Origin of the sequence: Streptomyces sp. NPDC002886, assembly GCF_042888445.1 — a bacterium.
In the GTDB taxonomy this organism is placed as follows: Bacteria; Actinomycetota; Actinomycetes; order Streptomycetales; family Streptomycetaceae; genus Streptomyces.
This window is the reverse complement of the sequence record NZ_JBIAPV010000005.1, coordinates 441,194-462,714: the sequence shown is the minus strand read 5'-3', so window position 1 is coordinate 462,714 and position 21,521 is coordinate 441,194. Positions and strand designations below refer to the sequence as shown.

Annotated in this window: 15 protein-coding genes; 7 read left to right on the top strand and 8 right to left on the bottom strand. The window is 72.3% G+C overall.

What is annotated here, in order from left to right:
• Window positions 1–7 precede the first annotated feature (7 nt).
• The 3 genes from fxsBH to ACFYYB_RS25655 form a co-directional block, all read right to left on the bottom strand.
• A complete protein-coding gene (fxsBH, locus tag ACFYYB_RS25665) occupies window positions 8–2,290 on the bottom strand; it encodes a radical SAM/SPASM protein FxsBH, inactivated beta-hydroxylase extension form (protein WP_389437764.1) in 2,283 nt (760 codons plus the stop codon).
• Window positions 2,291–2,319: 29 nt separating this feature from the next.
• On the bottom strand, window positions 2,320–2,484 hold the full coding sequence (fxsA, locus tag ACFYYB_RS25660) for an FxSxx-COOH cyclophane-containing RiPP peptide (protein ID WP_254384685.1): 165 nt from the start codon (window positions 2,482–2,484) through the stop codon (window positions 2,320–2,322).
• 412 nt (window positions 2,485–2,896) lie between these two features.
• On the bottom strand, window positions 2,897–3,799 hold the full coding sequence (locus ACFYYB_RS25655; protein ID WP_250740272.1) for an alpha/beta fold hydrolase: 903 nt from the start codon (window positions 3,797–3,799) through the stop codon (window positions 2,897–2,899).
• A gap of 300 nt (window positions 3,800–4,099) precedes the next feature.
• On the opposite strand from ACFYYB_RS25655, the gene adhE reads away from it, so the two are divergent.
• Window positions 4,100–6,736, top strand: coding sequence for a bifunctional acetaldehyde-CoA/alcohol dehydrogenase (gene adhE / locus ACFYYB_RS25650; RefSeq protein WP_389437756.1), 2,637 nt, complete (start codon window positions 4,100–4,102; stop codon window positions 6,734–6,736).
• Window positions 6,737–6,882: 146 nt separating this feature from the next.
• Here adhE and ACFYYB_RS25645 read toward each other — a convergent pair whose 3' ends face one another.
• Complete coding sequence (locus ACFYYB_RS25645) at window positions 6,883–7,440, bottom strand: TetR/AcrR family transcriptional regulator (protein ID WP_389437911.1); 558 nt, start codon at window positions 7,438–7,440, stop codon at window positions 6,883–6,885.
• A 216-nt stretch (window positions 7,441–7,656) separates the two neighbouring features.
• On the opposite strand from ACFYYB_RS25645, the gene ACFYYB_RS25640 reads away from it, so the two are divergent.
• The 5 genes from ACFYYB_RS25640 to ACFYYB_RS25620 all read left to right on the top strand — a co-directional run bounded on the left by ACFYYB_RS25640 (window position 7,657) and on the right by ACFYYB_RS25620 (window position 15,126).
• Complete coding sequence (locus ACFYYB_RS25640) at window positions 7,657–9,054, top strand: purine-cytosine permease family protein (RefSeq protein WP_389437753.1); 1,398 nt, start codon at window positions 7,657–7,659, stop codon at window positions 9,052–9,054.
• 139 nt (window positions 9,055–9,193) lie between these two features.
• Window positions 9,194–10,846 (top strand): amidohydrolase, encoded by a 1,653-nt coding sequence (locus ACFYYB_RS25635; protein WP_389437749.1) that lies wholly within the window; start codon window positions 9,194–9,196, stop codon window positions 10,844–10,846.
• A 242-nt stretch (window positions 10,847–11,088) separates the two neighbouring features.
• Window positions 11,089–12,513 carry a hypothetical protein gene (locus ACFYYB_RS25630; RefSeq protein WP_389437746.1) on the top strand — a complete coding sequence of 475 codons (1,425 nt, stop codon included), beginning with the start codon at window positions 11,089–11,091 and terminating at the stop codon, window positions 12,511–12,513.
• A gap of 52 nt (window positions 12,514–12,565) precedes the next feature.
• Window positions 12,566–13,807 (top strand): AAA family ATPase, encoded by a 1,242-nt coding sequence (locus tag ACFYYB_RS25625; RefSeq protein WP_389437741.1) that lies wholly within the window; start codon window positions 12,566–12,568, stop codon window positions 13,805–13,807.
• A 26-nt stretch (window positions 13,808–13,833) separates the two neighbouring features.
• On the top strand, window positions 13,834–15,126 hold the full coding sequence (locus ACFYYB_RS25620) for a VWA-like domain-containing protein (RefSeq protein WP_389437910.1): 1,293 nt from the start codon (window positions 13,834–13,836) through the stop codon (window positions 15,124–15,126).
• 13 nt (window positions 15,127–15,139) lie between these two features.
• On the opposite strand, the gene ACFYYB_RS25615 is transcribed toward ACFYYB_RS25620, so the two are convergent.
• The 3 genes from ACFYYB_RS25615 to ACFYYB_RS25605 are packed head-to-tail and all read right to left on the bottom strand — an operon-like array spanning window position 15,140 to window position 18,114.
• Complete coding sequence (locus ACFYYB_RS25615) at window positions 15,140–16,324, bottom strand: AAA family ATPase (RefSeq protein ID WP_389437738.1); 1,185 nt, start codon at window positions 16,322–16,324, stop codon at window positions 15,140–15,142.
• Window positions 16,325–16,348: 24 nt separating this feature from the next.
• Window positions 16,349–17,014: an acetate uptake transporter gene (locus tag ACFYYB_RS25610; protein ID WP_389437735.1), complete on the bottom strand. Its 666-nt coding sequence runs from the start codon at window positions 17,012–17,014 to the stop codon at window positions 16,349–16,351.
• A complete protein-coding gene (locus ACFYYB_RS25605) occupies window positions 17,011–18,114 on the bottom strand; it encodes a DUF3533 domain-containing protein (RefSeq protein WP_389437732.1) in 1,104 nt (367 codons plus the stop codon). The genes ACFYYB_RS25610 and ACFYYB_RS25605 overlap by 4 nt, the downstream gene beginning before the upstream one ends.
• A 245-nt stretch (window positions 18,115–18,359) precedes the next feature.
• Between ACFYYB_RS25605 and ACFYYB_RS25600 the strand changes: the two genes are divergently transcribed.
• Window positions 18,360–19,220, top strand: a complete 861-nt coding sequence (locus tag ACFYYB_RS25600; protein WP_389437730.1) for an esterase/lipase family protein — start codon at window positions 18,360–18,362, stop codon at window positions 19,218–19,220.
• Between the two features lie 64 nt (window positions 19,221–19,284).
• Here the strand turns inward: ACFYYB_RS25600 and ACFYYB_RS25595 are convergent, their stop codons facing one another.
• Complete coding sequence (locus tag ACFYYB_RS25595) at window positions 19,285–20,328, bottom strand: lytic polysaccharide monooxygenase (RefSeq protein ID WP_389437728.1); 1,044 nt, start codon at window positions 20,326–20,328, stop codon at window positions 19,285–19,287.
• Window positions 20,329–21,521: the final 1,193 nt, after the last annotated feature.

Sequence of the window (21,521 nt, the reverse complement as noted above, 5' to 3'; positions counted from 1 at the left end):
GCCGCCGTCACGCGTCGACCGCCTTCAGTTCCCAGCGGAGCTGCTCCACGAGCCGTTTGCCGGTGCTCGTCAGCTCCGCCGCCCCCGACAGCCGGTCCAGCGCCCGGTTGATCCGGTCCAGCCCGCCCGGCTCGGCGGCGGCGGTCGCCCGCCGGTAGGCCTCCACGGCCACCCGCTCGTGCACGTCGGCCAGCAGCCGGGACACCGGGACCGGGCGCTCCCGCCACGGCGAGGGGTGCTGCCACTCCCCGTCCAGCGCGTACAGGTCGGCCACCTCGGTCAGCGCCTGCAGGCCGGCCCGCCGCCGCCCGGTCAGCAGCGCGAGCGCGGTCTCCGCCACGCCCGCCGCGTACGGCACTCCGAGCGCGCCCGGACCGTGCCGCCCGGCCTCGCCCCAGCCGCGGGCCCGGGGTCCGCCCGCGAGCGGGGTCAGCGTGGTCAGCCCGGTGGCGGCCGCCCGGGCGAACTCGGGCACCGAGGAGTGCAGCAGCGACCACGCCGCGTCGAGGCGCTCCCGCCACTCCTCGGCCTCCCCGGCGCCGAGCCGCAGCCTGGGCGGGCGGGCGAAGCAGTTGCGGTGCGGGTCGAGGTCCTCCAGCGCCACCGGGGCCGTGTCCGGCCCCGGCGACCAGGTGCGTACGGGCTGCCAGCGCGCGTCACCCGCCGCGGGCCCGAAGCGGTGCTCGGCGCGGCCCTCCTCGCGGACGGCGTACCCCCCGTCGGCGGCGTGCAGCGCGGCCCGCCCCTCGGTGCCGGGCTCGCCCAGGCGCAGCAGGCCGAGCGTCGGCAGGTACACCTCGCCGTCCCGGTAGACGACCTCGGCGGGCAGGTCGAGCCCGCCGCGCAGCACGGCGGCGGCGGCCAGTGCGGTCAGCCTGCGGGCCGCCTGCGGGGCGCCCAGGGCTTCTTGTGCGGGGTCGAGGCAGGCCATGACCCAGGTCCGGGTGAAGGGGTGGGCCAGTACGGCGTCCAGCGCGTCCGCGCCCGCCCGCCCGGCCCGCTCCACGGCGCCCAGCACCCGCCAGGCCCGGTCCCAGTCGGAATCACCCGTCCGGCGGTCGTTCAAGAGGGCGAGCAGGTCCCGCGTGAGCTGCTCCTGGGAGCCGGCCAGCGCGGTGGGGTCGGACAGTTCCGGCGCGCTCGCGCGGGTGCTCGTACGCCCCTCCACGCCGTCGACGAGCTCGCGCAGGTCGGTGCAGTAGACCGAGGGGTTGTCGAAATCACCGGCGGCTTCGGAGCCGGAAAGGTCCCCGGGGCCGGCCTTGTAGCGGTGCGTGTAGAGCCCGCCTCCGCACGAACGTACGACGGGGCAGCGGCGGCACGTGTCGCTGACGCCGGCCAGGCCCAATTGCCGGGCGCGGACCCCGGGATGGGACGCGACCAGGTCGAAGGCGTGGTCGAAGACGTTGAACCCGGTGGCGGCGGCCCCCTCGAAGGCGCTCTTCAGGGAGTCGACCTGCTCCAGGGTCCCGTCGGTTTCCACCACCACGAGGTCGGTGGGCGCGAGGCCGAGCGACTCGGTGAGGCTGGGGCCGCCGGCGAGGGTGGAGAACAGCGAGTCGAAGAGCCGTACGGGGACCGGGCGTCCGAGGTGCTCCCAGTGGTCGAAGACCCGCAGCAGCCAGCGCGCGTAGGTGTCGGGGGCCTCGTCGGGGCGGACCGGGGGCGTCTGCCAGGTGGCGTGCGGGAGGAGGAAGTCCACGCGCGGTGGGGCCAGTTCGACGAGGGCGTCGAGGACGGCCACCGGATCGTTGGCCACGTCGATGGTGCAGAGCAGGCCCTGGTAGAGGTGGCGGTAGGGCTCGGTGCGCAGGAGGTCCACGGCGGCGAGGACCAGGGGGTGACTGGTGCGTCCGTCGGCGAAGCGGCGGTGGCGGTCGTTGGCCGCGCGGTCCCCGTCGAGGGAGACGCTGACGCTGACGCCGAACTCCGCGAAGAGGTCCAGGTAACGGCGGCTGAGCTGGAGGCCGTTGGTGTGCATGCGCAGGTCGAGGTCGGCGATGCCGTCGAGGGCGCGGGTGAATTCCTCGCACACGAGCCGGAGGCGGGCGGTGCCCGCGAGAAGCGGTTCCCCTCCGTGAAGGATGACCGTGACGGAGGGGAGTGCGTGTGTCCTTGCGTGTTCGGCGAGACGCGACGCGGTCTGGGCGATCACCTCGGGGGAGATCACTTTGGGCCGGCCACGCCAGCTCTGATCTGCGTGTTCGTAGACATAGCAATGATCACAAGCAAGATCGCATCTGCTGTGAACTTTCAGGACGATCTCGCGAAAAGCGATCAGGCCGGTCATTCCACCAGTCTAGAGCGCTGACTTCGTCGTCAGAGTGCAGAGTTGAAGATGGGCGTCTGAACCTTTCGGCCGGATTCCGTCGGAAGGACGCGACCCAGGGTCGCGGCCGCGCGCGCACCGCGGACATCGATCCGGTCGAGCGGCACGCGCGTGGCGGTGACGGTGCTGGCCGGGTGGGTTGCGGAGGTGTTCATGACGCCGTCCTCGGGGAGGTCATGGGGAATGGGAGGGGTTGACATTGGCGAGAAGCCAGTGTCTGGCGCGGACTTTACCTCCCCGGCCACTGATCGGCGTGCCGAACTGCCCAGGTCGTCGCTACAGAGTCATGTCCTGTGCAGGGCCGATCGGGCGGCTCTGGTAAACATGATCGAATTCCCTCGGACCCGGTATTCGCCCGTTTGCCTTACGGCAAGATCCTTTCCATTTGCGGTGTCCGCGTTCACCGCTCCCGATCGGGAGCGGTGGCCCCTGGCCGGGAGGCGCGACCGTGCCGCGGCCGCGGTGGCCGCGCCTCCGCGGACCGGGCGCGGCGTGGTCACAAGTCGCAGTGCGGTGAGGGCGAGTTGACGGTGCCGTGCGCGGTGGACCCGTGTCCGCGCCGGTCGCCTACGCCGGCTGCTGTTCGTTGACGGGAGGTGCGGGTACCTCCCTGAGCAGCCAGGTCAGTACGTCGGGCAGGGCGCGCAGCGCCGCGAAGTGCGCGGCGGCCGGGTCGATGTTCGTGGTGGCGCCCGGGATGCGGCCGGCCAGCCAGCGGGAGTGGCCCACGGGGGAGAACACGTCGAGCTCGCCGTGCCAGATCAGCACCGGGCAGCGGATGTCCGCCGGGTCGAAGCCCCAGGGGCTGCTGAAGGAGATGGCGTCGTCGATCCAGCCGTAGGCGGAGGTGCGGACCCCTTCGCGATAGTTGCGCAGCAGCATGGCCCGCAGCCCCGCGTCGGCGACGATCATGCGGTCGCTGTCGGTCAGCTCGCGGCGCAGCTCGTCCAGCAGCCGCCCGGGGTCCTCGGCGATCCCGGCGGCGCGCGGGATCAGCCGGGCGGCGAGCTCCTCCGGGTCCCGGCCGGCGGTGGAGTGCTCCCGGATGTTCGAGGGCGACATGCCCTCGAACCAGTCCAGGTCCTCCGCGTCCCGCGGCGCCAGGGAGACCAGGGCGGCGGTCCGGGTGACCCGGTGGGGGAGCAGGGCGGCGCAGGCCAGCGCGCCGGGGGCGCCGCCGGAGCGGCCGGCCACGGCGAAGGTGTCCAGGCCCAGGGAGTCGGCGATCGCGGCCACCTCGGTGGCCACGTCGGCGACGGTACGGCCCGGATGGCGGTCGGAGCCCCCGTAGCCGGGGCGGTCGTAGGCGATGAGCTGCATCCGGCGCTGGTAGAGGACCATGCCCCGGGGGGCGGGGCCCAGTCTGCTGCCGGGCATGCCGTGGAGCAGGAAAACGGGTTTGCCGTGCGGGTCGCCCCAGCGCTCCACCGTCAGATTCCGTCCGTCCGCGACGCGCACCTGACTGCGCACGCGCTCCCTCCCTCACGGTCGACGCGACTCGTCACGGTGATTGTGCGCGCTGGGGGAGGAGTGCGGTAGGGCGCACTTCGCCCGAAATTCTTGTGAAAGTTTTCACAAGCGCACAGGGGTCTTAGGTCCCACGGTATCTGCGCAGGTCAGAGCGGTGATGAAGGGGGCGTGAACGGGTGTGAACGGTCCTTCGGCCCGGTGGATAAGGGCTTTTTCGGCGGCGCGGCTTCCGCTTTTGGGTGTCGAATTGAGTCATCAGGAAAGCGGTTCAGGTTGAGTCGAAATGAAGGAGTTCCTGCCATGCAGGCGAACGAGATGGTGGATGGACTGGTCCAGGGGGCGCTCAAGGCGCTCGACCAGTTCTCGTCGTTCAACCAGGAGCAGGTCGACCACATCGTCAAGAAGGCCTCGCTGGCCGCGCTGAGCCAGCACGGCGAGCTCGCCCAGCTGGCCGTCGAGGAGACCGGTCGCGGCCTCTTCGAGGACAAGGCCGTCAAGAACCTCTTCGCCTGCGAGCACGTCGTGAACTCGATGCGCGGGCTCAAGACCGCCGGTGTCATCCGCCGCGACGAGCTGAACGGCATCACGGAGATCGCCGAGCCCGTCGGCGTGGTCTGCGCGATGACCCCGGTCACCAACCCGACCTCCACCACGATCTTCAAGGCCCTGATCGCCCTGAAGACCCGCAACCCGATCATCTTCGCCTTCCACCCCTCCGCGCAGAACTGCTCGGCCGAGGCCGCCCGCATCGTCCGCGACGCCGCGGTCGCCGCCGGCGCCCCCGAGAACTGCGTCCAGTGGGTCACCGCCCCCTCCATGGAGGCCACCGGCGCCCTCATGAACCACCCGGGCGTCTCCACCATCCTCGCGACCGGCGGAAACGCCATGGTCAAGGCCGCTTACTCGTGCGGCAAGCCGGCTCTGGGCGTCGGCGCGGGCAACGTCCCGGCGTACGTCCACAAGAGCGCCAAGCTCGGCCGCGCGATCCACGACATCGTGCTCTCCAAGGCCTTCGACAACGGCATGATCTGCGCCTCCGAGCAGGCCGTCATCCTCGACACCGAGATCTACGAAGCGGGTCTCGCCGAGTTCAAGCGGCTCGGTGCCCACGTGGTCTCCGCCGCCGAGAAGACCAAGCTGGAGCAGTTCGTCTTCGGCACCACCGCCTACGCGGCCGACGCCAACGGCGCCAAGCTGAACCCGGCCGTCGTCGGTAAGTCCGCGCAGTGGATCGCCGAGCAGGCCGGCTTCACCGTCCCGGCCGAGGCCTCGATCCTCCTCGCGGAGTGCAACGAGGTCGGCGAGAACGAGCCGCTGACCCGCGAGAAGCTGTCCCCGATCCTGGCCGCCCTGAAGGCCTCCGACACCGAGCACGGCCTCGAACTGGCCGCCGCGATGGTCGAGTTCCACGGACTGGGCCACAGCGCCGCCATCCACGCCGAGGACGAGGAGCTCGTCGAGGAGTTCGGCAAGAAGGTCAAGGCGATCCGCGTCATCGCCAACTCGCCCTCCACCTTCGGCGGCATCGGCGACGTCTACAACGCCTTCCTCCCCTCGCTCACCCTGGGCTGCGGCTCGTACGGACACAACTCGGTGTCGAACAACGTCACCGCGGTCAACCTGATCAACGTCAAGCGGATCGGACGGCGCAACACCAACATGCAGTGGTTCAAGGTCCCGCCGAAGATCTACTTCGAGCGCAACTCCATCCGCTACCTCGGTGAGATGGACGGCATCAGCCGGGTCTCGATCGTCACCGACAAGACGATGGTCTCCATCGGCTTCGTACAGAAGGTCGTCGACATCCTGCAGGCCCGCGAGGGCGCCGTGTCGATCCAGATCATCGACAACGTCGAGCCCAACCCGGAGCTCTCCACCGTCCAGGCCGGCGCCGCGATGATGCGCGACTTCAAGCCCGACACGATCATCGGCCTCGGCGGCGGCTCGCCGATGGACGCCGCGAAGATCATGTGGCTGATGTACGAGCGCCCGGAGGTCGAGTTCGCCGACACGAAGGAGAAGTTCTTCGACGTCCGCAAGCGCGCCTACAAGTTCCCCTCGCTGGGCGAGAAGGCCAAGATGGTCGCCATCCCGACCACCTCGGGCACCGGCTCCGAAGTCACCCCGTTCGCCGTCATCTCCGACCCGGCCGCGGCCCAGAAGTACCCGCTCGCCGACTACGCGCTGACCCCGAACGTCGCCATCGTCGACCCGATGCTGCCGATGGGCCTTCCGCCCAAGGTGACCGCCGACTCCGGCTTCGACGCCCTGACGCACGCCACCGAGGCCTACGTCTCCGCGTACTCGAACGACTACACCGACGGCCTGTGCCTCCAGGCCATCAAGCTCATCTTCGAAAACCTGCAGCGCTGCGTGGTCGACGGTCCGAACGACCCCGAGGCCCGCGAGAAGATGCACAACGCGTCCACGGTGGCGGGCATGGCCTTCGCCAACGCCTTCCTGGGCATGGTCCACGCCATGGCGCACACCCTGGGCAACACCTTCCACGTCGCCCACGGCCGCACCAACGCCCTGCTCCTGCCGCACGTGATCCGCCACAACGGCACGGTCACCCACAAGGCCACCCCGTGGCCCAAGGCCGAGGTCTACCGGGCGCCGGAGCGCTTCCAGGAGATCGCCAAGATGCTGGGCCTGCCGGCCGCCACGGCGGCCGAGGGCGTCGAGTCCTACGCCAAGGCCGTCGAGGACCTGCGCAGCAAGTGCGGGATCACCTCCTCCTTCGCCGAGGAGGGCGTGGACGAGCAGGCCTTCATCGAGGCCCTGCCGACCCAGGCCATGAACGCCTACGCCGACCAGTGCGCCCCCGCCAACCCGCGGATGCCGATGATCGACGACCTGAAGCAGCTCATGCGCCAGGCGTACTACGGCAACGCCGAGGGCGCCCCGGCCAAGAAGGCCGCCGCCAAGAAGAAGTAAGCCGGAGAGGGACCCTTCAGAGGGACTCTTCGAAAGGACCTTCTTCTTCCTGAGAACCTCCGCTAAGGAGCGGAAAAGCCCGTCCGGGGCGCTAAGGCCCGGGCGGGCTTTCCCCATGTCCGGGCGCGGTCGGGGCGCCGGTGACCTCAGGTGTGCGGGATCAGCAGGGCCGCCGCCGAGCGGGCGCGCTCCAGGGAGGTGGCCCGGTCGGCGCCGCGCTCGCCCAGGACCACCCGGGTGCTCAGCCCGTCCAGCAGGGCGAGCAGCTCCGAGGCGCGGGCGGGGACGTCCAGGCCGGGGGCGAAGCGGCCCTGCTCCACCCCCTTGGCGAGCAGTGCCTCCAGATCCCGCTGCCAGCCGTCGTCGATCTCCTGCTGGGCGGCGCGCAGCGGCTCGTTCGAGGGGATGCGGGCCCACAGCTCGATCCAGAGCGTCCAGCGCGGATCGCGGGGGCCGCGGGGCAGGTAGAGCTCCAGGAAGAGCGCGAGCTTGCGGTGGGCGGTGACCCTGCGGTTCAGCAATTCGCCGCGCTCCGCGGCCAGTTGCCGCTCGCTCCAGTTCAGGGCGGCCAGCAGCAGCCGGTCCTTGCTGCCGAAGTAGTACAGGATGTGGCCGCCGCTGGTGCCGAGCCGTTCGGCGAGCGCGGACATGGTGAGCGCCGCCAGCCCGTCCTCGGCGATCGCCGTCATGGCCTCGTCCAGCATCCGCTCCTGGGCGATCTGCCCGTCGCGCCGCCGTGCCGCTCCCGCTGCCACCCGTACCGCCTTCCCGATCTTCGTGGGCCGACCTTATCCCGGACAGGGTCTTGACGGGGTCCGGGTCGGCAGCGCATCTTGAATGCCATTCAAGAACTTAGAACGGCGTTCAAGGTCGCTTCGACGGTTCTCCAGATCGCCGGTACGCAGGTCAGGGGCAGACGCATGGCACAGCAGGAGACGACGGCCGACGTCGACGAGGTCTTCAGAGTCGAGACGCACGGCATCGACCCCATCCCCGACGCCGAGCGCCACGGCGGGGCCAAGGACCTCTTCTGGCTCTGGTTCGGTTCGAACCTGACCTTCACCTACGTGATCAACGGAGCCCTCGCCGTCGCCTTCGGCCTCAGCTTCTGGCAGGCCACCGCCGTGGTCGTGATCAGCGGACTGTCCTTCTTCGCGGTCAGCGCCGCCGGACTGAGCGGCATCCGCACCGGCACCGCCACCCTGGTCATCTCCCGGGCCGCCTTCGGCGTACGGGGCAACTGGCCGGCGGGCGTCCTCAACTGGATCGTGAGCATCGGCTACACCATCGTCAACACCGTCGTCGGGACCCTGGCGCTGGAGGTCTTCTTCGCCGAAGTCGGCCTGGGCGGCGGCACCTTGATCCGGGCCCTCGCACTCGGCGTCACCCTCGCGCTCACCTTCGCCGTGGCCATGTGGGGCCACGCCACCGTGCAGTTCGCCGAGCGCTGGATGGCCTACGTCCTGGCCGTCGGCTTCGGCGCCCTGCTGGTCTTCGTCCTGCCCGGCGCCGAGACCACCGCCCCGGCCGACGCCCTGGCCCCGGGCCTGTCCGGCTGGAGCCTGGCCTTCGTCGTGATGCTCGCCGGACCCTTCTCGTACCTGCCGATGCCCGCCGACTACACCCGCTACCTGCCCCGCACCACCTCGCTGAAGTCGATCACCTGGATGGGCGCGCTCGGCGGGTTCGTGTCCTCCGTCGCCCTCGGGATCGCCGGCGTGGCCGCCGCCACCCAGACCGACATGACCGACGCCGTCGCCGGAGCCGAGAGCCTGCTCCCCGGCTGGTTCCAGCCCTTGTTCCTGGCCCTGGTCCTGGGCGGCTCCGTCACCAACTCGATCATCACCCTCTACTCCTCCAGCCTGAACCTCCAGGTCCTCGGCATCCCCTGGAGCCGGGCCCGCGCCATCGTGATCAGCGCCGCCGTGACCGCCGCCGGATCGCTCGCCGCGCTCTTCCTCACCGACTTCACCACCTCGCTGCTGTCCTTCCTCTCCCTCCTGATCATCGTGTTCGCCCCCTGGGGCGGCGTCTTCCTCGCCGACATGCTGCTGCGCCGCTGCCGCTACGACTCCGACGCGCTGCACGCCGGGAGCGAGGGCGCCTACTGGTACCGCTCCGGCTGCCACCCGGCCGGTATGGCCGCCCTGCTCGCCGGCATGGCCTTCGCCGCCCTGACCTGCGATTCCGAGCTGTGGACCGGACCGCTCGTGGCCCCGCTCGGCGGCGCGGACCTCACGCTGCTCGGCTCGGTGGTCTCCGGGCTCACGTACTGGGCCCTCGCCCGACGGGTGCCCGCGTACGCCCCGGCCGCCTGAGGGGCCCGCCCCTGCGGCGGCCACGTCCCCGACGCGCCGCCTCCCGTTTTCCGCCTCCCGTTTTCCGCCTCCCGCCTCCCGCCTCCCGCTTTCCCGACGCCCGTCTTCCCGTACGGCCTCTGCACAGGAGCACCACCCCATGTCGCACTCCGCCCCCGCCGATCTGCTCCTCACCGGAGCCCGCATCCACACCGTCGACCCCGAGCTGCCCGAGGCCGAAGCCCTCGCCGTACGCGGCGGGCGGATCGTCTGGGTCGGGCCGGACGCGGAGGCCGCCGACTGGGCGGGTCCGGACACCGAGCGGATCGACGCGGGCGGCCGGCTCGTGCTGCCGGGATTCATCGACGCCCACAACCACGTCCGGCTCGGCTCCGACGACGCGTGCGTGCAGCTCGCCGGGGTCCGGACGCTCGAAGCGATCCTCGACCGGATCGGCACGTGGCGGGAGGCCAACCCGGACGCCGAGTGGATCGAGGCCGAGGCCTTCGACTACTCCGCGATCCCCGGCGGCCGGATGCCCACCGCCGCCGACCTGGACCCGGTCACCGGCGACACCCCCGCGATCGTGCTCTCGTACGACGTCCACACGGCCTGGCTGAACACGGCGGCCATGCGCCGGCTCGGCGTCGCCAAGGACCGTACCGACCTGCCCTTCGGCACGGCCGCCGTGGACCCCGAGACCGGCGAACCCACCGGATTCGTCAAGGACTTCGCCATCAAGGGGCTCTCCCGCGACGGCCACCGCGCCCTGCGCGACCTGGGCGTGCCGTGGGCCTCCCCGGACCGCCAGTACGGGCGCCTCGCCAAGAGCCTCGACGACGCGATCGGCTTCGGCATCACCACCGTCGTGGAACCGCAGAACTCCCTCGACGACCTGGAGCTGTACGACCGGGCGCGCGCCGAGGGGCGACTGCGCTCGCGGATCGTCGCCGCGCTGTTCCACCCGCGCGGGACCACCGAGGCGGACCTCGACCTCTTCGAGGCGGCGGCGAAGGTGCACGCCGGGGACCGCTTCCGGGTCGGCCCCCTCAAGCTCTACATCGACGACGTGGTGGAGCCGCGCACGGCCGCGCTGCTGGAGCCGTACACCGGCTGCGGAGCGCACCGGGGCGAGACCTTCTACCCGGCTGAGGAGTTCGCCGAGCTCCTCGCCCGGCTGGACGCCCGCGGGTTCCAGTGCTTCGTCCACGCCACGGGCGACCGGGGCATCCGTACCGTCCTCGACGCCGTCGAGCACGCACGGGCGGTGAACGGCCCGCGCGACGCCCGCCACCAGGTGGTGCACGTGGAATGCCTGGATCCCGAGGACGTGCCGCGCTTCGAGCGGCTCGGCGTGGTGGCCTGCATGCAGCCCCGCCACTGCGCGCCGGAGATCGCCGGTCCGGGCCAGGACTGGGCGGAGAACGTGGGGGAGGACCGCTGGCACAAGGCGTGGCCGATGCGGAGCCTCGCCGAGGCGGGAGCGGTCCTGGCCTTCTCCAGCGACTGGAACGTCGCCGAGATGGACCCGATGATCGGCATCTACACGGCGCTGACCCGGCGCCCGCTGGACGGCGGCGACCCGTGGCAGGAGCAGGAGACGGTGGACGCCCGCACGGCGGTGTACGGCTACACGATGGGCTCCGCCTACGCCAACTTCCTCGAGCAGGACCGGGGTTCGCTGACGGTCGGCAAGGCGGCCGACTTCGTGATCCTGTCCCGCGACATCCTCGCGGTGGCCCCGGAACAGATCCCGGGAACGGTGGCCGAAACGGTCGTGGTCGCGGGCGAGGTGGTCCACCGGGCCGGGTAGGTCGGCGGAACCTTTCGCCGTGGGCCCGGCGCTCGTGGACCGCCGCGGGCCCGGCGCTCGCGGACCGCCGGGCGACGGCCCCGACCTCGCCTCCGTGAACGCTACCTTCACCGTCACCGCCGGGCCGGCCGGACCGGTCGGGAAATGCCTGGCGGGACGCGGGGAGGGGGCGTTAGTCTCGCGGCGATGACGACTTTCCGTACACACAGATCGGGGGTCCCGTCCGCGCAAGGTGAGTGCTGATGCTCACTCAGACCGCGAACGGGGCTTCTTCCCGCCCTTCCTACTGGCTGCGCGTGCGCGAGTTCGCCGTGCCGCCGTCCATGATCGAGACCGCGACCGCCCGCCGCTCCGCCGGTGACTGGGCGGGGGCGTGCGCCGCAGCCGCCGTGGACGTGGACTTCGACCTGCGCCTCTTGGCGCGCACCCACGGCCGCGACCTCGCGGCCCGGATCCGGGCCGACCTGCGCCACCTGGCCCCGGACCTGCTGCGCTGGCACCTGCCGAGGATCGCCCCGGACGGGCTGCTGCGCCCCGGGCTGACCATCGCGCTGGCCCGGTACGGGCACGCGGGGCCCGGCGGTGCCCGCCCGGTCCACCTCGTGGCCCGTACTCCACCTGCCTGGGCGGAGTACGGGCAGCGGATCAGCCTCGCCCTGTGGGACGGAGCCCGCTCCGAGGACGCCGCCCGCCGCCCTCCGGGGAGCGGTCCGCATCCCCATCCCCACCCGCATCCGCGGTTCCGCCTCGACCTGCACCGCCACCTGTGGGACGCACGCCGGAGCGACGAGCTCCGCTCCAGGTCCGGCGCGGACCGGCCGCCCGTCGGCGCGGGCCCCGCGGTGGATCCCGTCCCGGCGGGGCCGCCGGCCGGGCTGCCCGGCTGCGCCGTCGACCGGTGGGCGGCCGAGGCGGGGATCGTGCTCCGCGCCGAGGGACGCTCCGGCGGTACGGTCACCGTCCGGCTCGGAGCCCGGCACCGGCTGTACCTGCACCTGCGCGGAGACGGGGACGGCCCCGGGCGGATCACGACGGCCGCGTCCGCGGACCCCGGCGCACCCGCTCCGTCGGCGCTGCCCGACGCGGCGACCTGGGTGCTGCCCGACCTGGAGCTGCTCCGCACCGGGGTGATCGACGCCGCCCGGCTGCACCCGCTGGTCGGCCGGGCCCTCGTACCGGACTGGTCGCCACCGGGCCCCGCCGCGGCCGCGGACCGGCCGGGGGAACCGCGCCCGGTGGACTGCCGGGGTGCCCGGCACCGGATCGGCCTGGTCGACGGGGTACTGGCCCCGCTGGACCACGACCCGGCCGAGATCCGCCGCGAGGAGCTGCTGGTCGCCCTGACCGGTACGCCGCTGCCCTGCCTGCGGGCCATCGACGAGGCGCACCGCCGTCCGGACTCCCTCTCCGGGGTCCGGGAGCGACTCGACCACGGCGACACCGCCGGCGCCCTGGCCGTCGTAGAAGGACTGCTCGGTCCCGGAGCGCTGCTGCGCGACGGCCCGTTGCGGGACGAGCTGGAGGCGGCCGCCCTCCGTCGGGTGACCTACGGACTGTTCCGGGCGGGCCTGGCGGGCACGACCGCCGGCCCGGCCCATGCCGGCTACCGCTCTCCCACCCCTGCACGCCCCGAGCGCTCGCACCCGCGGCACGCGTCCTACCGCTGACCCGGGCTCTTGCCCCGCCCCCTTCCCGCCACACACCCCAAGGTGATTCCGCATGCGTTCCCACGCCTCGTCCGTTCCCTCCGAATCCACTCAACTCGACGTCGCCGCTGGACTGTTGGCCCTCCTGCGCGATACGAAGACCGAACCGCGCCCCGACATCCAACTGGAGGCCCTGACCCTGGCCGTGGCCGCCGACCTGCCCGTCCTCCTGTGGGGCGAACCGGGGATCGGCAAGACCGCGGCCCTGACCCAGCTCGCCGCGTCCCTGGACCTGCCGCTGACCACCGTCATCGCCAGCGTGCACGAGCCGTCCGATTTCTCCGGCCTGCCCATCGTCGGGGACGACCCCGCGGAGCAGGGCGTGCCGATGGCCCCGCCGGACTGGGCGGTGCGCCTGGTACGGGCCGGCCGGGGACTGCTGTTCCTCGACGAGCTGTCCACCGCGCCGCCGGCCGTACAGGCGGCCCTGCTCCGCCTCGTCCTGGAGCGGAGGATCGGCGCCCTGCGGCTGCCGCCCGAAGTCCGGATCGTGGCGGCGGCCAATCCCCGGTCCTCCGCGGCGGACGGCTGGGAACTGAGCCCGCCGCTGGCCAACCGTTTCGTCCACCTCCAGTGGACGCACGACCAGGAGGTGGTGGTGCGGGGCCTCGGCGGCACCTGGCCGCGCGCCACCCTGCCCCGGCTCGACCCCGAACGGCTTCCGGAAGCCGTGGACTTCGCCCGCCGCGCGGTGTGCGGGCTGCTCGCCGCCCGGCCCAAGCTCGTCCACCGGCTGCCGTCGGGCGAGACCCGCCGGGGCGGCCCCTGGCCCTCCCCGCGGAGCTGGGAGATGACGCTCTGTCTGATCGCCTTCGCGACCGCGGCCGGTTCCTCCCGGGAGGTGCTCTCCCTGCTGGTCCGGGGCACCGTGGGGGACGGTCCCGGACTGGAACTGCTGGCGAGCCTGGACCGGATGGACCTCCCGGACCCGGAGTCCCTGCTCGCCGACCCGGCGGGCGCGGTCCTGCCCGAGCGCGGGGACCTGCGCCAGGCCGTGCTGGACGGTGTGGTCGAGGCGGTGCAGGGGCGCCCGGAGAAGGCCCGCTGGGACGCGGCGTGGGCGCTGCTGGCCCGGGCGCTGGAATCCGGCGCCCCGGACCTGGTGGTCGTCCCCGCGAGCACGCTCGCCGCCCTGCGCCGCGAGGACTGGGAGGTCCCGGCCGCGATCGACCGGCTCGCCGGGGCCGTGGCCCTGTCCCGGCGCGCCGACCGGGCGATCGCCCGGTCGGGCGCACCGGTCACGGTGGGCCGGTGACGCCGGTGACGCCCGCGACGCCGGTCATGCCGGTGGCGCCGGTCGTGCCGGTGACACCCGCGACGGCCGTGAACCCCGAGCCGCCGATCGCCCTGGACCTGGACAAGCTCTACGCCGCCCGGCTGCACGCCGTACGCGTACGGCCGTACCTGGCCACGGCGCTGTTCGCCCTGCACGTCGTGGAATCGCGCCGGGTGCCGACGATGGCCGTGGACCGGCACTGGCGGTGCTACGTCTCGCCCGGCTTCGTGGACCGCACGTCCGCGGAGGAACTCGCCGCGGTCTGGGTGCACGAGGTGTCCCACCTGCTGCGCGATCACCACGGGCGGGGGGACCGGATCGCGCGGGAGCAGGGGCTGACCGGCCCGGCGGAGCGGTTGCGGATGAACATCGCGGCCGACTTCGAGATCAACGACGACGCGTACGGCGAGGGGCTTGTCCGGCCCCGGGGCGCTGCCCAGCCGGCCGAGGTGGGGCTCCCGGAGGGGGAGCTCATGGAGGAGTACCTGACGCGGTTCGGGCTCGGGCCGCGCACCCAGCACATGGCCTGGCTGGACTGCGGGAGCGGCGCCGACGGGCTGGAGCGGGAGTGGGACCTCGGCGCGGACGGAGGGGACGGGGTGACCGGCCTCAGCGAGCAGGAACGGGACGCGGTCCGGTTCCGGGTGGCGCAGGGCATCACCGGCCGGCCCGGACGTGCGTCGAAGGGCTGGAAGCGCTGGGCGGAGGAGGTGTTCCACCCGCCGCAGCCGTGGCGGGAGCTGCTGGGAGCGGCCGTCCGGTCGGCGACCTCGGGATCCGGCGCGGGCGACGACTACACGTACAGCCGGCCCTCGCGGCGTTCGGCCGGGGTGCCGGGCGCGGTGCTGCCGAGCCTGCGGCGCAGGCCGCCCCGCGTCAGCGTGGTCATCGACACCTCCGGCTCGGTCAGCGACGCCGAACTGGGCAGCGCGCTCCTGGAAGTCACCGCGATCTCCCGTGCGGTGGGCGGCCGCCGGGACCTGGTCACGGTGGTGCCCTGCGACGCGTCCGCCCGGATCGCCCACCCGCTGTGCCGCGCGGAGGGGATCCCCCTGCTGGGCGGCGGGGGTACGGACCTGCGGACGGGCTTCGCCACGGCGTTGCGGTCGGCGCCCCGGCCGGACGTGATCGTGGTCCTGACCGACGGGCAGACGCCGTGGCCGAGCACGCGGCCCCCGTGCCGGACGGTGGTGGGGCTGTTTCCCCGGGGCCGGTCGGAGGGGTCGTGGGACGAGGACGACCCCGACTACGTGCCGGACCTGCCGCCCGAATGGGCCCGTGTGGTGGAGATCGGCTAGCCCGCCGGCGCGGCTACCGCTTCGGCCAGTACCAGAGGGGTTCGTCCAGCGGGCCCTCGCGGTCCGCGACCTCGGTCTGGCCGAAGTCCTTGAGCAGGGTGATGGTCCGCAGGTCCACCCGGTGGCGGTGGACACCCGACGCCAGGGCGTCCGCCAGGGGCGCGGCGTGCGTGACCACCACCGTCTGGGTGGTGCGGGCCACCGTCAGGATCAGGTCCGCGAGGGGACCCAGCAGATCGGGGTGGAGGCTGGTCTCCGGCTCGTTGAGCACCATCAGGGCCGGCGGACGCGGGGTCAGCAGGGCGGCCGTCCACAGCAGGTAGCGCAGGGTGCCGTCGGAGAGTTCCGCCGCGCCCAGCGGGCGCAGCAGCCCGTGCTGGTGCAGTTCCAGTTCGAAGCGGCCGTCCCGTTCCGCGACCGCCACGCTGCTGCCCGGGAAGGCCGCCTCGACGGCCGCGTCGAGCGCCGCGTGGTCGCCGGTCTCCCGGATCGTCTGGAGCGCGGCCGGCAGGTCGGAGCCGTCCGCGGCGAGCACCGGCGTACGGGTTCCGACGCGCGGGGTGCGGGCCGGCGCCTCGGTGTCCGTGCGGACGTGGTCGTAGAACCGCCAGGAGCGGATCAGTTCGCGCAGGGCCAGCAGGTCGGGGGCCAGTTGTGGGTCCGCGAGCTCGCTGAGCATGGAGTCGTACGGGCGCAGGGCGCCCTGGGTGCGGTGCCAGCCGCCGTCCGCGGTACGGGTGCGCACGGCGGGCCCGGCGCGGTCCGAGAGCAGGGCGGCGGGGCGCAGCACCGGCCCGGCCCAGGTGCACTCCCGTTTGATCTCCGGGTCCAGGCCGAAGAGGGAGCCGGGGACGGGTTGCGGGTGGCCGAAGTCCACCGCGTAGCCGAACTCGTCCCCGGCGAAGCCGAGCCGCAGGCTCACCGGTTCGGAGCGGACCGTCGGCTGGACGGCGTACCGCCCCTCGCGCACCGCCCGCCCGAGCTTCTCCGGGCCCGCCCACAGGGTGGAGGGCAGTCCGCCCTCCCGGGCCAGTGCCGCGACGGCGCCGCCCCGCGCGGAGTCGGCCAGCAGCCGCAGCGACCGGTAGAGGCTGGACTTGCCCGTGCCGTTGGCGCCCGTCACCACGGTGAGCCGGCCGAGGGGGACGATGAGCTTGCGCAGGGAGCGGTAGTTCTCCACCGCGAGCGTGCTGATCATCGCGTGCTGGTCGTCATGGAGTGGTCACGCCTCCGGGTGTTCCTCGGGGGCGAGGAAGCGGCCCATCGGCAGCACCTGACGGCCCCAGGTGCTCGCCATGATCTGCCCGGCGAGCAGGTACGTGGCTCCGAGCGCGGCCAGCAGACCGCTCCAGCCGGTGATCCGGTTCCAGATCACCGAGCCGGTGAACCCGCTGACCGTCATGGCCACGAACACCACCAGCACGCACGTGAAGGTCGACAGCAGCACCAGGTGGATCCGCCAGCTGCCGATCCACAGCACGAACACCACGAACACCCACGGCAGCGTGAACAGCGCGCTCACGTCGCCGCGCAGGGACGGATCCGTGGCGGGCAGCACGTACTGGATCAGCAGCGCCTTCGACATCCAGAACAGTCCGAAGCCGCCGAAGACGGTCGCGTGCCAGGTGTCGCCGCGCTGCGCCTGGAAGAGCCCGGCCAGCAGCTGGGCGAGCCCGCCGATGAAGAAGCCGACCAGCGGCAGCACGGAGTGGCTGAGGTGCTCGGGGAAGATGCCCGCGTCGATGCCGGTGGCGAGCGTGGTGACCACGATGAAGCCGGTGAGGCCGAGGGGGCCCAGCTGCGCCTGCGCGCTGGGCTCCATCCGCTTGACGGAGACGGCCTGTTCGGCCGGGCCCATGCGGTTGCGGATCTGGATGGGATTGTTCATCGCACGACTTCCGGTTCCGGCAGCGCGTCCGGCCCCTCGGGGAGCCCGCTGCCCACAGGAGCCCCCGCCTTGCCCCTGCGGCCCGCCGCGCAGGCCATCGTGATCGCCGAGCCCAGCACCGCCCAGCCGCTCAGGACCAGCAGCGGGCCGGTGATGTCATTGCCCTTGAAGTACGCGATCGAGCGCGCGGCGTACGTGCCCGCGCCCGGCGGCAGCCACGGGCCGATGGCCTTCCAGAACGGCGGCAGCAGTGGGTACGGGTAGGCGCCGCCGGCGCTCGGGTTGCCGAGCACCACCACGAGCAGGATCGCCAGGCCGATGCCGACCACGCCCGCGAGGCCCTGGAAGGCCAGGGTGATCGCGCCGACGGCGAAGACGACGAGGGTGCCGAGCCCCCACAGGGCCCAGAGGCTGCCGGGCAGCGCGCCCAGGATGGGGTCGGCGATGACCGCGCCGAGGAGTCCGGCCGCGATGGCGTACCCGAGCAGGGCGCCGAGCCGGATGACGGCGCGGTGGATGTTCGCGGGCCGGGCGCCCGCGCTGATCGCGAGGATCGCGGCGCACAGGTAGCCGCCCACGCACCAGCCCACGACCAGGTAGAACGAGGTCAGTCCGCGCCCGTCGCCGGCGGCCGCCGGGGCCACGTCCACGACGCGCACGCCGCGTCCCTGGGTCTTCTCGACGACGCCGACGATCTGCTCGATGGCCTGGGACAGGGAGGCCCCGGCGCCGCTCGCGACCAGCAGCTTGTCGGTCGTGCCGGCCGGGTCGATGATCAGCGCGCCGTCCACGTCCCGGTTCTGGATCTGCCGCAGCGCCGTCGCCTCGTCCTGCACGGCACGGGGGTCCAGAGGTTTGCCCGGCAGCGCGGAGAGCTGCTTCGCCGTCTGCTCGGCGACCGGCTGGGCCGGCGCTGCCACGGCGATCGGGATCTCGCTGGGCTTGGGCTGATGGAAGGCCCCGACGTACGAGGTGATGAAGGCGAGCTGGAGCGCCAGTACGCCCAGGACCAGGAGAGCGGCCCGGGTGGTGACGGCGTCCTTGATCTCGGCGAGGAACCCGCCGGACTGCCCTGGGTCTGTATGGGTGGGCTGGGTCATGTCTCACACGCTCGGCGTACCGGGCGCCCGGCGCAGCAGGGGAGGGCCGAATGGATGACGGCCGTTTGAGCGGCCGACCAGGAGGGACCACGGATTTTTTACCGACGCGTAACTTCCCAGTTTTGCTACTCGCCCGTAATTTAGCGGCTGCAGCACCCCCTTGTGATCCGGATCACGGGATGCACCCCCACGTACTTCCCGCGCCATCCCTCGTTACTCCCCTTGAGCCGCAAGGAGATCACACGATGCTGCCCTGGAGACGCCTGCTCCGCCCCCTGGCCGTCCTCACCCTGACCGCCGCCGCGCTCGTCGCCCCCACCCAGGCGGCCCAGGCCGCCTCGGCGCCGAGCAGCGGCTGGAACAACTGGTCCTGCAAACCGTCCGCCGCCCATCCCCGACCCGTCGTCCTGGTCCACGGAACCTTCGGGAACTCCGTCGACAACTGGCTCGGCTTCGCGCCGTACCTCGTCCACCGGGGCTACTGCGTCTACTCCCTCGACTACGGGCAACTGCCCGGCGTCCCCTTCTTCAACGGGCTCGGCCCCATCGAGCGGTCCGCCGGCCAGCTCGACGTCTTCGTGGACAGGGTGCTCGCCTCCACCGGAGCGGCGAAGACGGACATCGTCGGCCACTCCCAGGGCGGCATGATGCCGCGCTACTACCTGAAGTTCCTCGGCGGCGCCGGCAAGGTCAACGCCCTGGTCGGACTCGCCCCCGACAACCACGGGACCACCCTGCTCGGCCTCACCAAGCTCCTCCCGTACTTCCCGGGGGCCGGGGACCTGATCAGCGAGGCCACCCCGGGCCTCGCCGACCAGATCGCCGGATCGCCCTTCCAGAACAAGCTGAACGCGGGCGGGGACACCGTCCCCGGAGTCGCGTACACGGTGATCGCCACCCGCTACGACGAGGTGGTCACCCCGTACCGGAGCCAGTTCCTCACCGGGCCGAACGTCCGCAACGTGCTGCTCCAGGACCTGTGCGGCGTGGACCTCTCGGAGCACGTGGCCATCGGGCTCACCGACCGGATCGCCTGGCACGAGGCGGCCAACGCCCTCGACCCGGCGCACGCCGAGCGGACCACCTGCGCGTCGGTCTTCTCCTGACGGCGGAGACCCCCTCCTAACGGCGGCGGGCGGCCCGCGGTGCGGGCCGCCCGTCCGTCACCGGTCAGCGGCCGTGGCGGCCGGGGGTCGCACGGCGGCGCGCCAGCCCGAACAGCACGGCCGCACCCACGGCCAGGACGCCCGCCCCGCCGATCGCGATCACCGGCGTGGCGCTGCTGCCGCCCGTCTCCGCGAGGCCGGTCCCGCTCAGCGAGGGGATCGGGCTGCTGCCGCCGTTCGTCTTCGGGTCGTTGTCCCCGTGGCCGCCGTGCTCCACCGTGGACTTCCCGGCGCCCTGGGAGATCTGCTCGTCGGTGGGGGCCGAGGGGATCTCCGAGGGGAGCTTGGTCGGCCGCCCCGAGGGCACGGAGGTCGGCTTCGTACCCGGCTTCGTCGGCTTCGAGGTCGGCTTCGAGGTCGGCTTGGCCGTGGGCGTACCCCCGCCGCCCGCGCCACCCGTGCCGCCCCCGCCGTTGTCCTTCCCGAAGACCACGTCCGAGCAGGTGTAGAAGGCCTCCGGGCTGTCCGAGCGCTGCCAGACGCTGTAGATCAGGTGCCGGCCGGTCTTGTTCGGGACGGTGCCGGAGAAGACGTAGTCGCCGCTCTGCATCCCCGGGTCGGTGACCTTCGCGAAGGGCGCCGACTCCAGGTCGGACCACTTCAGCGGCTTCGACGGGTCGTAGCCGTCCTTCGTCACGTACAGCTCGAAGGAGCCCTTGTGCGGGGCGGTCCCCTTGTAGCGGAAGGTGTGCGCGCCCGCGGCCATCGGGCTCGCCGGCCAGTCGGCGCGCGCCAGGTCCAGACCCCGGTACTTGTCGTTGCCCGCCGAGCACAGCTTTCCGTCCGGGATCAGCGCCTTGCTCTGACCGGCCGCGTTGGCGATGTTCACCGCGTTCCAGTCGTAGAACGCCTGCGCCCCGCTCGCCGCGACCGCCGCCTTGCAGGCCGCCGACTTGGGGGACTCGGGGCCCTCCGCGTAGCACGCCGCCACCCGGCTGACCGGGTCCGTCATCGAACCGTGGGCGGCCGCCGGGGCGACGGCGTACGCGGCCACCGCGAGCGGGGCGAGTCCGGCTGCGATACGGGCGGCGGTACGGCGTGCGGGCATGGTGGATCTCCTCTGGGCACGGCACTGGGCTGCGCGAGTCGTGGGTGCGCCGGAAGACCGGGGCTGTGCGGCGCCGCCCCTCACGGGTTCGCGGCGCCGCCTCCGGCCCTCCCTGGCTCAGCCAAACTAACCGCCCGGAAGCCGGGTTCCACGGGGTTCGAGCCCCTGGAGCCGATCCTTAGGGCCCCGTTAAGGACGAGGTAAGAGGGGGCTCAGGTAGCGGGCCTGCGGAGCCCTGTGGCCCAAGGGATCCACGCTCCTACGGTCCGTGAGAGTCCAAGAGAGTCCGGCCGGTGTCGCTTCGGGTGGCTCCCCAATTGGCTCCCGCCCAGCACACCGACGCTTCCTGTTGCGGAGGAAGTCATGCCCCTCTGCCCACCAGCCAGGTCGCTCACTGACCCAACCACGACCAGCCTCCGAGCGGCTGTCATCGGTTGTCCTTGCTGGCCACCGGCCCCCCTCCGACGGCCCAGCGACGGCCCAGCGACGGCCCAGAAACAAGGGCCTGGCAGTCCAGGATCTCCTCGACGTTGGACCCAACCGACAGCGAGTCGCAGTCGATGGCCGCATGCTCAGCTGCCAGCACCGACCGTGCACTCTCCTGAGTCTTGTGCCCCGCGTCAGGTTGGCATTGGAGGGCGACGGCACGTGGGCGCCGTCCCACCTGCCAACCGTCCAGGCTTGCGCGTTCGTGAATATTGTTACCGCATCCAAGTGATGCAACATTAGCTACAGTGGGTGTTACCCCATGGGGTAACACAGCGGATCGCCGTCCGTACGGTGCCGCCACGCCGAAGGGCCCAACCCGGCGGCTACCGGATTAGGCCCCTCGCAGTGCAGTGAATGAGCCCGGCCGTCTACCCATCGGCCGGGCTCACTTAGTGAGGGGCCGCAACGTCCGGACACTGCGCTCCATGGACAGCTACTGCATGAACTGCCCTACGCAGGCGATGATTGCCACGAGCAAGGCCGCCCCTCCGATGCAAACCTGCGCCCACTCGGCACTGGTCCACTTCCTCCGGGGCTTGCCCATGTCGGGAGTCACCACCGCTTCCTCCTTCTCCTCCATCCGGCGCCTCGTAACGGGCCGGAGTCTGTACAACTCGCCTGCTGAGCAACGAGTTCGACGGAGGGTCAGGTGAAGCACCAGTGAGCATACCGGCACGGCAGGCACGGCAGGGATGAAGCAGTAG